The sequence below is a fragment of the Paenibacillus aceti genome, assembly GCF_003614185.1.
In the GTDB taxonomy this organism is placed as follows: Bacteria; Bacillota; Bacilli; order Paenibacillales; family Paenibacillaceae; genus Fontibacillus; species Fontibacillus aceti.
The window spans coordinates 1166404-1179795 of the sequence record NZ_KZ987724.1; the positions used below are offsets into that span (position 1 = coordinate 1166404).

Here is a 13392-nt window from a genome sequence, read left to right on the forward strand (position 1 = left end):
TATTTAGAGAAGAGGAACTATGCTATGAAAGAACTAAATGGGGAGAGATGGGGAAGTCTGCTGTACAGATACCCGCATATTGCTTATCTGGGGTCTTTTATCAAATGGATTGTACTCGGGGGGATCATTGGCATTCTTGCCGGAAGCGCCTCGGCCTTCTTCCTGCACAGTCTCGATTATGTGACACAGCAGCGTCTATCGCATCCGTGGCTATTATTCCTATTACCTGTGGGCGGGGTGCTAGTCAGCTATTTATATATGAAATTTGGTGGTAACAGCTCTAAGGGGAATAATCTGATCTTGGAAAATATTCAGAACAGTAATGAGACGATCCCGCTGCGAATGGCTCCGCTCGTATTGTTCGGGACGCTGCTCACTCATTTGTTTGGCGGTTCGGCTGGGCGTGAAGGCACAGCGGTACAAATGGGCGGAAGTCTGGCGGAATGGTTCGGTAAAATCATCAAGATCAACCCGATGGACCGGCGTATTCTGCTGATGTGCGGCATTAGCGGCGGCTTCGGCTCGGTGTTCGGAACTCCGTTAGCCGGCGCGGTCTTCGGCCTTGAAGTAATAGCCATCGGGATGATCAGCTATCGGGCGCTCATCCCTTGTTTTGCTGCCAGCTTCGTCGGTGATATTGTGGCGACTCATGTATGGGCTGTCCATCATACGGGCTATTCTGTAGATCTGTTCCCAAGCTTATCCGCGATGGTGCTGCTTAAGGTGCTGATCGCGTCTGCCATCTTCGGTCTGGTGGGGCTCTGCTTCAGTGAATTAACTCATTTCCTGAAAAAAACCTTTACCCGCCTGTTTAAGAACCCGATGCTTAAATCGGCTGTCGGCGGCCTGATCATTATCGCCCTCGTCTATCTTGTCGGAAGTCGCGACTATTTGGGTTTGGGCATACCGTTAATTACTAGCTCACTCTCGGAGGGAGTATCGCCATTTGCTTTTCTGTGGAAGCTACTGTTTACTTCCCTTACGCTCGGCACCGGATTCCAGGGCGGAGAGGTCACGCCACTATTCGTGATCGGGTCAACTCTGGGGCATACGCTTGGTGACTTGCTTCATATATATGCACCTTTTCTGGCTGCGCTTGGCTTTATTGCGGTCTTCTGTGGGGCGACAAGCACGCCGATCGCGTGCTTCATTATGGGGATCGAGATATTCGGCTCTGAGGGAGCGCTGTATATGTTCATCGCTTGTATCGTAAGCTATGTATTCTCCGGCCACACAGGGATCTATACTTCCCAGCAAATCGGCGTTTCGAAGAGCTCTCTGCTGCAGATTGATACGGACACTTCCCTGAATGATTGGAGGAAGATCAAGAGGCAGCCTCGGGATTCTAGTAAAGAATAGCTTGTTTAAAGAATGAGCCGCAGTTGGGCTGCGGCTCATTCGGTTTCGGGGCATAGGTTACTTTTAGGAGGTTATAGTGATGATTGGTGCTGAAATATCCGGCGGTGTCGAGAGAGTCGAAGTTACGTTGGCGAAGCTGACGACCTCTAATTGAATAGGCGTGCCCGCGGAAAGATCCGGAGTCGTTGCGTTTAACACAAGACTGCCCGTAGACAATGTTGACAGAGATTGCTGCTGGAGGACGCCGTTGATATACACATTATAATAATCATTAGCGGTTAGCGTCGGCAGTGTCGTAATCGCAGTATCCGAATCATCGACGAAGCTTGCTGCCGGAATCGTCGTGTCAGTAGCTCCCAGCATCGGTGCGGTTAAGGTTGCAAAATAACGGGTCGTGTCCGGGTTCAGGTTTGTCGTAACGCCACCACCACTGGCGATAGGCGCGCTGGCTGTAGCCGTAAATACAGGTTTAATAACTCCCATTTGTGCTCACTCCTTCTTAATCTATGATGAAATCGAGAGATTCTCGATTCATAACATATAATGATTTTTTTGTAGAATGGAGACGGCCTTTCGCCGTCCAGATTAATTTCAAACATTTGACCAGGTCTAGGTAAAATGTCCATTTCCCCGCTACGTATTCTACATAAGATAACATAGTCATTGATCATGGATGAGGGGGTGGAGCTATTGTATTTACGCATCGTGAACAGGCGGGGAGCCAGGAAAGCGCGGGGGGCGAAACGACACCAAAAGTATACAGTGAAGCGAGCTTTGAAGGCTCATTATGTAAGATCGGCTAGACAACATAGCAAGAAATTTGCTGCTTGCAAGAGAGGGCACAGAAAACGGTCTTTGAGACCTCATAGAGAAGTGTTAAAATGTCATATTCCTCATGTTATCTCGAAGGATAAGGTGGATGAGTTACCGATCCAACACTCGGAAACCCGGGGTGGGACGGATCAGCATCAAATGATGAGGATACCAGGCCCGAAGGGGCCAGCAGGACCGGTAGGACCACCCGGGCCGGAAGGTCCGAAGGGTTCAGCAGGCCCGCCCGGGCCTCCAGGACCCCAGGGACCTCCGGGAATTCCAGGTCCGGTTGGCCTTCAGGGATCGGCAGGCGAACCTGGTCCGTCAGGTCCTCCGGGGCAACAGGGGCTGCGAGGATTTACCGGTGATCCGGGTCCTCCAGGACCTCAGGGTCCGCCGGGACCACCCGGGCCCCCTGGGCCGACAAATTTAAGCGTCATCGTGCTCACATTCCGGTATTTTTATTTTCCAGAGACCGATCTGCAATCCACTGTTGTCATCCCCGTAGATCAGTTCCAGAATGATGATGGAGATCTCGCAGTTCAGTTCCTGGAGCCTCAACCTAACCATTCCTCGAATCTGTATATTAACGGAATCCTGCAGGAAGGGAGGCTATACGAAGTTACCGCGGATTCCTTGATCCTTGAATTAGGCGATGATACGGTATCTGCGGGTACGCCGATTATTATCGAGCAGGTGAGAATCAACTTGCGCATTACCGAATAACTGGATCGGGTGGGCTGTCGTGCTGGAATCAGCTGGATTCATGCGGAGGGCGTGGATTCAGTATGATGCGGTGCGGCAGTCCCATCTGCGTAGCCAAGGTTTTATATTGCGTTGCGCCATCTTTTATAATGGAATAGCCGTGACTTTTGTTGCCGATCAGATAGAATAGAATTAGAGTTGGAGTTGGAGATGGCAGGTTTGCTTAACCTACCGAGTAGAGCTTGAGAATGGAGAAGATAGAACTGTATGAAGAAATTCAAGAAATTTTATATTGAGACGACGAGTGTTTGCAATTTAGCTTGCAGCTTCTGTCCACCGACCCAAAGACAAGCCCGCTTCATTAAGGTGGAGGATTTCTGTAAAATATTAGACGATATTAAGCCGTATACGGATTACATATATTTTCATGTCAAGGGTGAACCGTTGCTTCATCCCAAAATCGATCACTTGCTTGATCTAAGTCACGAAAAGGGCTTCAAAGTGAATATTACGACGAACGGAACGCTGCTTCACAAAGCCGCTCCCAAGCTTCTCGGCAAGCCAGCGCTGCGGCAAATGAACTTCTCCCTGCACAGCTTCGACGGTCATGCGGGGTCAGAGAACCGCGAGGGGTATTTGCGGGAAATTTTCAACTTCGTTCGCAAAGCGACGGCAGCATCGGATTTAATTGTGTCCTTCCGGCTCTGGAATCTGACGAGGGATAATGTGGAGAACAGCATCCGTCACCGCAATCGGGCGACGCTCGCCTTGATTGAAGAGGAATTCGGTCTTGATTACCGGATTGAGGAGAGGGTTATGCCAGGCAGTGGCATGAAGATCGCGGAGCGAATTTATCTGAACCAGGATATTGAATTCGATTGGCCGGATCTGAAGGCCGAGGAGGATGACGGCCGTGGATTCTGCCATGGGCTGCGCAATCAGGCGGGGATTCTCGTAGATGGGACGGTCATTCCTTGTTGTCTCGATGGAGAGGGAGTCATTAATCTCGGTAATGTGTATGAATCGCCCTTCGCTGAGATTATCGAGGGGGAGCGGGCTACCCGGCTGTATGAAGGTTTCTCCCGCAGGGAAGCGGTGGAAGAGCTATGCCGCAAATGCGGCTACCGGCGCAGATTCGGAAGTTAAACAGCGAACACATCAGTTAACAGACTGTGATGCAGGAGGGGCCATGTCTAAAATTACACGTTTGTTTGAAATCGTCTATATTTTGCTGGATCGGCGGAATGTGACTGCGAAGGAACTGGCTGATTATTTCGAGGTGTCTCCGCGAACGATCTATCGCGATCTCGACATTCTTAGCGAAGCTAACATACCGATCTACACGAATAAAGGCAAAGGCGGCGGAATCTGTCTATTAGAGAATTATGTCCTCAATAAATCACTGCTGTCCGAGCAGGAACAGCGGGATATTCTGTCGGCGCTGCAGGGCATGAAGGCTACTCACTATCCTGAGCTAAACCAGATTCTCGATAAAATGAGCGGCATATTCGGACTTCAGCAAGCAAGCTGGGTTGAGGTGGATTTTACAGACTGGAGTGATCAGAAGCAGGGGCAGTTCCAGCTGATTAAGACGGCCATTCTGGAACGGAGAAGATTGTCCTTCGATTATTACGGATCGAGCAACTGCGCGAGAACTTCGCGAATCGTAGAGCCACAGCAGCTATGGTTCAAGGCCAAAACCTGGTATTTGAAGGCATATTGCCTGGAGAAGCAGGGGATGAGGGTGTTCAAGCTATCCCGGATGAAGCGATTGCAGCTTCACGACGAGACTTTCCATAGAAGTAACTATGAGCTTGCTAATGATGAACAGGCACCTATAGACTGCACTGCCCAGCTGCCTATTGTTACCGTCAAACTGAAATTAGATCAGGCTCTATCCTACCGAGTCTATGACGAATTTGAAGAAGAGCAAGTCGAGCGCAGCGCGGAGGGAGACTTCATAGTGACGGTCAGCTATCCGGAGAATGAATGGGTGTATGGTTATATTCTGTCTTTCGGGACCATGGCAGAGGTATTGGAGCCGCCTCGTTTGCGGGAGATTATCAAGGATAAGTTGCAGGGGATGCTAGAGAACTATAGTTGATTTGGGGGATGCCTAGGGGCATCTTCTTTTAGTTGCATTTTATACAGTTAAAATCCCTATTTTCTCAGGAATCCAGGGAAAGTATTCTTCTAGCTGTACTTTATGCAATTAAAGGGAGGACGGAGTTGATTAGTGGTGTTTTAACTGTACTTTATGCAATTAGAACCATCAGCGGTGGATTCTCCTCAGATCGGGGCTTGGGCAAGGGAATAGTTGTATTTTCGCAGTTATATTCTAGTCTGAGGCCTATTACACGGGAGATAAGTGTATTTTTACAACTATTTGTACTTACTGCAATACGAGTTAGCAAGGGCGTGTGCGAGCGTCTACTTTTTTGACATGAAAAAGAGTTAATATGACATAATGCTGTCAGTTGATCGCTTCTATAATGTAGATAAGTTGAACTAAAGAAGGACTGGAACATTTCACCCGGCGGCAAGTGGCATCTGTGCAAGCATTAGTTCAACAGCTGAGCTGTATGGGGAATGGGGATTTATTTTCATAGGGGAGGAAGGAGGGGGATACACATGGCCAAGACGAATGCTGAACTGGTTCAGGAGTATGATGGCTTTATCGGATTTATCGATTCGTTGGAGGATGTGCTTGAGGACGGGAAGTGGGGTCTTCCAATTGCGGAGGGGAAGTGGACCGTGAAGGATATCGTCTGCCATTTGATGAAATGGGACAAGTATTTCTATGAGGAAGCGATTCATAAGATTGAGTTGAATGAGCCAGTGACGGTCAAGCATCTGGACTTTAATGAGTTCAATGCGCAGGCGGTGGAGTATGCCAAGTCCCGCACGCGGAAGGAAATCTGCGATGAATTTGTAGAGTACCGCAAGAGAATTATTAGCTCAATTTCCGGACTGCAAGATGAAGACTACCTGCGAACCTATATCGATGGGGACGGGAAAAAATTCAGTATCTGCGGCTATTTGCGGAGCTTCATTCCACATGATAAGAAGCACAAGAAGCAGATCGAGAAATTTATGAGCATGATCGCGTGAATTACAATCCCGAACGGAGGAATTACGATGAATGAAATGAAACTTTGTCAGAGCTGTGCCATGCCGATGAATCAGCCAGACGCGCAATACGGAACTGAAACGGACGGCACGAAAAATGCGGATTATTGTCATTATTGCTATGAGGACGGGAAGTTTACCTTTCACGGTACGATGGAAGAGATGATCAATATTTGTGTACCTCATATGGTATCGAATGAGCCGGGAGGAATGAATGAGGAAGCGGCCCGTTCCATGTTACAGGGAATTCTTCCTCAGTTGAAGCGCTGGAAATAGGACCGTGATAATAATGAGCTGTAGCTAAAGGCATTATTAGTTCTAGCTACAGCTTTTTATTATTCAATTCTTGAGTTTGCCTCAATTCTTAATCGAGTCCATTAACTTGAAAAAGAACTCAGATTGATGCGTTTTATTAAGGTTATACCATGCATGCAATGTTTCTGGTGCAAATACATCCAGAACTTTTAACACTTCCATCGCAAATTCCAGAGGAGCTATTCCTGATGAAGTCACTAAATTATGATCAGATACTGCCGGCACCAACTCATAGAAATCTTCCCCTTTATAATTAGGGCAGACCATTTTTAAATACTCCAGGTTATTGCTGGTATGCTTTCTTGAGTTCAGGTATCCACTATTCGCGAGCCCCTCGGTTGCACCACATATTGCAGCGACAATAGCACCAATCTCTAAGGCCTCGCCAATTTTTTTCAAGATAGGCTGATGAATAGTCTCTCCCCATGTATTCCCACCCGGTAAAATGATAAGATCTTTACTCTCTAGAATACACTCAGCAAGGGAAATATCCGGTTTTACTTTCAGTCCCCCCATTGTGGTAATCATATCTTTAGTGGCACCTACCGTAACTATTTTTAAGGGAGCTAAATCTCTTCTGAAAAATCTCCCTGAGTTTAGTTCAGCAACTAAATATCCATATTCCCAATCTGACATCGTATCAAATACATAAAGATAAGCATTGTTTACTGGCATCATAACACTCCCATATATAGTGAATTGAGCTTATTATAAAACAACTTCCCTGACAGCTAGCGTCAGGGAAGTCATCATGCTTGATAAAATTCAATGAACTCTGAAAGAACTTCAATAAGTCTTTGTTTAAGACTGATGGGCTCAATAATTTGAATGGATTTACCGTATGGTAGAAGCAAATAAGGAACATGCTTATGTAGGATGTCTTTTTCAAAAAGGAAGACGGCTTGATTCGAGGTCTGCTCCTGCAAATAATTCCCTAAAAACCAATGTTGGCAAATGTCATATAACGTATTTTCATTTCCCGTGATAACCAAAGGGATCATCTCTTCTGTATCAGCTATGGAAGGGAGGAGGTTTTTCAAAAAAAAGTCATGGGCCGGAAAATGATCTGGGCGGTTAAACTGATGTTCAGTTAGCAGAAGATGTTCAATTCGCTCTACTCTAAAACTACGGATATCGTTTCTAAGATGGCAAAATCCGATTACGTACCATTTATGATTCCAATAAATATTTTTGTATGGATCAATCATTCTACATTTTGATTCATTCTCGTTACATTTATGGTATCGAATTTCTACAGAGTATTCTTCAGTTATAGCCTTCTCCAGCAACTTCAAGTAAGTGTCCGTCGAGCGCGAATTTATTCGGCCTATTACATTTAAACTGGTTACTTGATGATTTAGTCTGGCTTCTTGCTCTTGATTAGAGTATTTGCTTAGCTTCGAAATCGCTCTATCTAGTGCTTCTCCTCCATAATATCCGGCTTCCTCTGCAAAAATAGCTGCATGAAAAAGGGAGGTCTTTTCCTCCAAATCGAAAAAAAGAGGGGCCTCCATAAAATCATTTAATAAAGTATACCCACCATGATGTCCTGTGTCTGAGATAATAGGTACGCCGCTTATTGAGAGAGTGTCTATATAACGGTATACAGTTCTTATGTTCATCTCTAACTTTTCGGAAATTTGTTTGGCAGTAATTTTTTTACCTGATTGGAGCATCCATAAAATAGCTAGTAAATTATCGATTTTAGGCATACCAAGCCGCCTTTCGTTGCTGTACTTAAATAAGATAAAATAGTCAAGGTAGCCTGGTAAGGAGATCCATAAGCAGGCTGCCTCGACTATTTAGATTCCTATATTCTCAATGCCGCCGGATCAATCGCCGGAACCAGCTCCTCATCGGCTGCACGGCTGAGCAATGCAGTGATTGCGGCATAGCCATCTTCGCCAAGATCCGCCGAGTATTCGTTCACGTAGAGGTTGATATGCGCCTTCGTCACTTCGGGCGACATCTCTTGCGCATGGCTCAGCACATACTCTGCCGAAGCTTCGGGATGAGCCCAGGCGTATTCCACGGATTGTTTGATCCAGCCGCTGATAGAAGCGAGATCAAGTGAGCGGTCGGCGATAATCGCACCTAATGGAATCGGCAGGCCCGTATCCTCTTCCCACCAGTTGCCGAGATCGGCCATGAGCTGAAGCCCATAGGATTTGTACGTGAAGCGCGCTTCATGGATGACGAGTCCGGCATCGATGGAGCCGTCTTGAACGGCTGGCATAATCTTGTCGAACGGCATGACGATAATTTCGCCGACGCCTCCTGGCACATGCTGCGCGGCCCAGAGCCGGAACAGCAGATAAGCCGTAGAGCGTTCGCTAGGTACAGCGACCCGGCGTCCCGAGAGGGAAGCGGGATCGCCCAGCTGCTCAGAATTTCCCTTAGTCAGCACGAGCGGACCGCAGCCGCGGCCGAGTGCGCCGCCGCACGGGAGCAGGGCGTATTTGTCCAGCACCCACGGCAGGGCGGCATAGGAGATCTTCATAATATCTCCGCCGTTGCCGGCAGACGCCCATCCATTTGTGCGGTCAATATCGGCATAGGTCACTTCAAATTCGGGAGTTCCCGGAATTAGCCCATGCACCAGAGCATGGAATATAAAAGTATCATTAGGACAGGGTGAAAATGCAATCTTCATCGTTATAATACCTCCGCTAAAAAATAGCTGGCTCTCTCCAGGGCCTGCAGAGCGTCGCCAATCCGCCAACTCTCACGATCACGCGGGCCGACGGCGTTGGAGATCGCCCGGATCTCCATCACTGGAATGCCCAGGCGATGCGCAGCAAAGGCCGCACCGTAGCCCTCCATCGCTTCTGCTACAGCTCCGGGAATCCGCCTGGACAACTCGTCGGCGGTAGTCTGGCTGCCGGTCACCGTGGATAGGGTGAGAATCGGCCCACAACAAGCAGGCCATCCAGCGGCCGTGATCGCGTTCATCAGGCGCTCGGGAAGGGCGGGTTCCACCGGAATCCGCGAGGAGCCGAAGCCCAGCTCGTCCACGCTGGAGAAGCCGTCCCCGGTCTCCGCGCCAAGATCGGCAGCAATGATGCTGTCGGCGATGGCGATCGAGCCGATATCGGCCAGGCCCGGGAATCCGCCGCCGATTCCGGCGCTGATGACGAGATCATACTGCGGGTTCACTGCCAGATAGGCGGCAGCCTCCGCCGCCGCCGATATCGGTCCCACCCCGCATAACTGTACGTCGAACTTCGCTTTGCCTTCTTGCCCTTGCTCGATCTCAGCCTTGGCAACGCCGCGAAGTACGGCCTCTCGCTCGGCCTCCACTGCGGTCATAATTAAGATGTGCTTGTAGGGGGACACTGTCTCAGTTCTAGTCATAAAGTCCATTATTAAAACGCCCGTTCATAGGGCTTCGGTGGCTGCACATCGGCTCCCATTGCGCCTAATTCCTTGGCGGCGTTCAAGGCCCAATACGGGTTGCGCAGCAGCTCGCGGCCAAGGAAGACCAGATCGGCGCGGCCGTTGCTAACGATCTCCTCAGCGTGATGAGGACTAGTAATAAGGCCGACGGTTCCGGTGGAAATCTCAGCTTGATGCCGGATTTGCTCCGACAGATTCACCTGATAGCCCGGGAAAATATCGATATGGGCAGGGACGACAGCCCCTGAGCTGCAGTCGATCAAGTCAACGCCCTGTTCTTTCATTCTACGGGAATAATCAATATAATCCTCCACATTGCTGCCGCCTTCAACATAGTCCTTCGCCGAGACGCGGACGAAGAGCGGACCGTCCCATTCCTGCTGCACAGCTTCAATCACTTCGCTGAGCAGACGGTAGCGGTTGTCGGCGCTTCCGCCGTATTCATCCTCGCGATGGTTGGCCAGAGGCGAGAGGAATTCATTAATCAGATATCCATGGGCGGCGTGGATTTCAATGACATCAAAGCCGGCGGCTTTGGCCCGGCGAGCTGCATCGCGGAACTTCTGTACGATCTGCCTGATCTCTGCCTGATTCACTTCCTTCGGTGTTTTCATTTTATCGAAAGGAATGGCCGACGGGGCAAGAATGGTCTCCTCCAGATTAGCCTTGCGGCCTGCGTGCGCGAGCTGAATACCAGCTTTAGCGCCATTTTGCTGAATTAGAGATACGAGTCTCTGCAATCCCTCGATATGCTCGTCATCCCAGATGCCGAGATCCTGATAGGAGATGCGGCCTTCCGGCGATATCGCGGTCGCTTCGATGATGATCAGGCCAACACCGCCCGCCGCACGAGTTGGGTAGTGGACAAGATGCCAGTCAGCAACCTTGCCGTCCTGGTTCGGTGAAGAGTACATGCACATCGGTGACATAACGACCCGATTCCTGAATGTCGTATTCTTGATCGTAAAAGGCGAGAATAGCTTTCTATCCATATTCGTCTGCACTCCTTTTTTGTCTATTTTAAAGTATAAGTATGTAACTCTAATAACTCTGCAATTATAATGTTAAAACATTGGGGAGCAGGTTACAAGCGGGAGCAAATGAGAGAATGGCATAACCTTCAAAGGATTCTTGAATTTTTTATGAAAACGCTTGACGGGTAAACGATAGTTTGCTACGTTTTAGGTAAACGATCGTTTACTTGGAGGGCCGATTATGATTGATACGAAAGAAAGGATACTGCAGGTTGCATTGAAACTCTTTGCTCGCGATGGCTATGAGGGTGTATCCGTAAGGAATATTGCAGACGTTCTTGGCATCACAAAAGGAGCATTATATAAGCATTACGAAAGTAAGCAGGATATCTTTGACAGCATTATCAAACGCATGAAGGAAAGCGATACAGAAAAAGCAAAGAAATTTGATGTGCCTGTAGGAACTTTTGAAAATGCAGGAGATGCCTGTCGCAATATTGCTTTTGAGAATATCAAGGCTTTCAGCATTGAAATGTTTAAATATTGGACTGAAGATGAGTTTGCATCAAATTTCCGTAAAATGCTGACATTGGAACAGTATCGTAATCCGGAAATGGCTATACTGCTCAATCAGTATTTAACCGGTGGCGTTGTTGGCTACGCAAAAGATTTAATCAGAGAGTCTTTGCTTAATACAAGAAATAGTGAGAAAGATGCAGAAATTGTTGCCTTGGAATATTTTGCACCAATTTATATGTTAATGGGATTGGCTGACAATTCCGACGACAAGGACACAGCTTTGAAAATGGTCGAAAAACATATTGATTATTTTATGGAAATAATGAGAAGAGAATAAGTTGACGAACAACTTGAACTCTATGGCAAGCTATTGAAGCGGATTGGCGAGGTACAAATAGCCTTTTAGGCAAGAATGATGGCAAAGGAGAAAGAATATGAAAACACTCCTAAAGATAGTGTCTATTGGGGTAATTACAACTATTTCCCGTGTGGTCATCCAGCTCTTTATACCGGATACAGGACAGACTTTATTGCCACAAAGTAAATTTGTTCTTGATGGAACGTTGCCAATTGTATTTACGATTTATGGGGTTATAGTATATAGTCTGCTTGCAACTTTGTTTTTACTTATTCAATCCAAAATCGCAGGCATCCGCATTGTTCGTGGGCTGAGATTTGGACTGGCATTAAGCTTGATCTGGATCGTTTATTTATTGGAACCATTACCACATGCAAAGTCATTTATACTAGATAATCTAGCTTATATCCTAGCAGACAGTGTTTCGCTATTGATAATGGGGATATTAACAGGATTCTTGTTAGCTGATTTCAATAGTCATGTTTTAGGAAAAATCAAGATTAGCAAAGGAGATCATGTGACCATTGGATTTACAATAATGATTTTTGTAATTGGTCGATTGATCCAATATAAGTTATTTAACATATATTCGTCATTCGATGGCAAAACAATGATGACAATTTTATGGTGTATCCTTGTTGGATTAGTTTCGGCTAGTGTAATCAATTGGTTTGCAAGAAAAAGCAATATTTTCATTGCATTAGTTATATTTGGGGTCAATCTTATTTTGTTTAATGGATTCATGGTTCTGGTGTTTGATATGAGTAAGCTTCCTTTAGGGTGGTTGGATTTAGTTCTGCGTACTATGATTGATATTCTAGCCATCTCTGTTGGAATAGTTGGCACACAGCTCATAAATAAGAGAATATCAGCCCAATATCAAACCATTGATTGACTACACCGTTCTGGATTTCTATGGTATTATCGTTATGTATTGATACAATTAAGGGTACATTTTGTTCTCTAGGGTTCCGCAGCGAAGTTTTGCGCTGGACTGGTCCGAGAGAGAACGCACAGACGCAAGCGTCTGTGGACACGGAGGGATAAAAGCCCGGGAGGATATCAGAAGGATATCTTCTGCGGGCTTTTTTTGTGCGCTTGTTAGGTATTCCGTTCGTTACTTTTAATACGGAGAGGGGTTGAGGAGATGAGCCGTAACTGGCTATTGGTATTCGTGGCCGGCCTGCTTGAGATCAGCTGGGTTATCGGCTTGAAGCATGCCGGGACGAGTCTGGAATGGATCGGGACGTCCATCGCGATTGTGCTCAGCATGTATCTGTTGATTCTATCGACGAAGAAGCTGCCTGTCGGCACGGCGTATGCTGTGTTTACCGGCATCGGTACCGCAGGTACGGTATTGACGGAGATGCTGATCTTCGGTGAACCGGTCAAGCTGGCGAAGATTTTATTAATTTTGCTGCTGCTAGCTGGTGTAGTTGGCCTCAAGATGATTACGAGAGAATCCGATACTGAACCCGCAACGAAGGAGGAAGGTTAAGATGGCCTGGATCTTACTCATATTGGCCGGCGTCGGAGAAGTGCTGGGTGTGGCCGGGATCAATAAATTGAATCAACGTAAAAATCTGGCGTCCTTCGCGCTCCTGTTCGGCGGTTTTATAGTCAGCTTCATATTCCTGTCGATCGCGATGGAGTCGATATCCATGGGGACAGCTTATGCGGTCTGGACGGGAATCGGCACGGTCGGCAGCGCGCTCGTCGGCATGATTTTCTATGGAGAGTCGAGGGAATGGCGACGGATTCTGTTCATTGCGATGGTGCTGTCCGCCGCTGTCGGTCTGAAGCTTATCGCTTGAATCATCTATC

16 protein-coding genes and 1 riboswitch are annotated in these 13392 nt (G+C 47.4%); of the genes, 10 read left to right on the forward strand and 6 right to left on the reverse strand.

Translation table 11 applies throughout. From position 1 onward, the window contains the following. Positions 1-24 precede the first annotated feature (24 nt). On the forward strand, positions 25-1359 hold the full coding sequence (locus tag BFJ94_RS05205) for a voltage-gated chloride channel family protein (protein WP_120465097.1): 1335 nt from the start codon (positions 25-27) through the stop codon (positions 1357-1359). A gap of 63 nt (positions 1360-1422) precedes the next feature. Here BFJ94_RS05205 and BFJ94_RS05210 read toward each other — a convergent pair whose 3' ends face one another. Next, the gene (locus tag BFJ94_RS05210) at positions 1423-1842 is read right to left on the reverse strand and encodes a DUF4183 domain-containing protein (RefSeq protein WP_120461708.1); all 420 of its coding nucleotides are present in this window, start codon (positions 1840-1842) and stop codon (positions 1423-1425) included. A 489-nt stretch (positions 1843-2331) separates the two neighbouring features. On the opposite strand from BFJ94_RS05210, the gene BFJ94_RS25595 reads away from it, so the two are divergent. The 5 genes from BFJ94_RS25595 (at position 2332) to BFJ94_RS05240 (ending at position 6282) form a co-directional block, all read left to right on the forward strand. Continuing rightward, on the forward strand, positions 2332-2898 hold the full coding sequence (locus BFJ94_RS25595; RefSeq protein ID WP_205571017.1) for a DUF4183 domain-containing protein: 567 nt from the start codon (positions 2332-2334) through the stop codon (positions 2896-2898). Between the two features lie 246 nt (positions 2899-3144). After that, the gene (locus BFJ94_RS05225; protein WP_120461709.1) at positions 3145-4023 is read left to right on the forward strand and encodes a radical SAM/SPASM domain-containing protein; all 879 of its coding nucleotides are present in this window, start codon (positions 3145-3147) and stop codon (positions 4021-4023) included. A gap of 43 nt (positions 4024-4066) precedes the next feature. Then, the gene (locus BFJ94_RS05230; RefSeq protein ID WP_120461710.1) at positions 4067-4981 is read left to right on the forward strand and encodes a helix-turn-helix transcriptional regulator; all 915 of its coding nucleotides are present in this window, start codon (positions 4067-4069) and stop codon (positions 4979-4981) included. Between the two features lie 527 nt (positions 4982-5508). Continuing rightward, positions 5509-5988, forward strand: a complete 480-nt coding sequence (locus tag BFJ94_RS05235; protein ID WP_162944183.1) for a DinB family protein — start codon at positions 5509-5511, stop codon at positions 5986-5988. A gap of 27 nt (positions 5989-6015) precedes the next feature. Next, a complete protein-coding gene (locus BFJ94_RS05240; protein WP_120461712.1) occupies positions 6016-6282 on the forward strand; it encodes a zinc ribbon domain-containing protein in 267 nt (88 codons plus the stop codon). Between the two features lie 81 nt (positions 6283-6363). Here the strand turns inward: BFJ94_RS05240 and BFJ94_RS05245 are convergent, their stop codons facing one another. The 5 genes from BFJ94_RS05245 to namA form a co-directional block, all read right to left on the reverse strand. Then, entirely contained in the window at positions 6364-6996 is a 633-nt protein-coding gene (locus BFJ94_RS05245) for a type 1 glutamine amidotransferase family protein (protein ID WP_120461713.1), read from the reverse strand. 74 nt (positions 6997-7070) lie between these two features. Continuing rightward, a complete protein-coding gene (locus BFJ94_RS05250; protein ID WP_120461714.1) occupies positions 7071-8033 on the reverse strand; it encodes a helix-turn-helix transcriptional regulator in 963 nt (320 codons plus the stop codon). Positions 8034-8131: 98 nt separating this feature from the next. Further along, complete coding sequence (locus BFJ94_RS05255) at positions 8132-8974, reverse strand: 1,4-dihydroxy-6-naphtoate synthase (RefSeq protein ID WP_120461715.1); 843 nt, start codon at positions 8972-8974, stop codon at positions 8132-8134. Between the two features lie 2 nt (positions 8975-8976). Continuing rightward, positions 8977-9684, reverse strand: coding sequence for a futalosine hydrolase (locus BFJ94_RS05260; RefSeq protein ID WP_240431896.1), 708 nt, complete (start codon positions 9682-9684; stop codon positions 8977-8979). Positions 9685-9686: 2 nt separating this feature from the next. Further along, positions 9687-10709, reverse strand: coding sequence for an NADPH dehydrogenase NamA (namA, locus tag BFJ94_RS05265; protein ID WP_120461716.1), 1023 nt, complete (start codon positions 10707-10709; stop codon positions 9687-9689). A gap of 223 nt (positions 10710-10932) precedes the next feature. On the opposite strand from namA, the gene BFJ94_RS05270 reads away from it, so the two are divergent. The 4 genes from BFJ94_RS05270 (at position 10933) to BFJ94_RS05285 (ending at position 13382) form a co-directional block, all read left to right on the forward strand. Further along, a complete protein-coding gene (locus tag BFJ94_RS05270; protein WP_120461717.1) occupies positions 10933-11547 on the forward strand; it encodes a TetR/AcrR family transcriptional regulator in 615 nt (204 codons plus the stop codon). A gap of 97 nt (positions 11548-11644) precedes the next feature. Then, positions 11645-12463, forward strand: a complete 819-nt coding sequence (locus BFJ94_RS05275) for a hypothetical protein (protein WP_120461718.1) — start codon at positions 11645-11647, stop codon at positions 12461-12463. Between the two features lie 57 nt (positions 12464-12520). Beyond that, positions 12521-12628: riboswitch (guanidine-I (ykkC/yxkD leader) on the forward strand. Between the two features lie 87 nt (positions 12629-12715). Continuing rightward, positions 12716-13066: a DMT family transporter gene (locus BFJ94_RS05280; protein ID WP_120461719.1), complete on the forward strand. Its 351-nt coding sequence runs from the start codon at positions 12716-12718 to the stop codon at positions 13064-13066. Position 13067: 1 nt separating this feature from the next. Continuing rightward, positions 13068-13382: a DMT family transporter gene (locus tag BFJ94_RS05285; protein WP_120461720.1), complete on the forward strand. Its 315-nt coding sequence runs from the start codon at positions 13068-13070 to the stop codon at positions 13380-13382. The last annotated feature ends 10 nt before the right edge of the window (positions 13383-13392 follow it).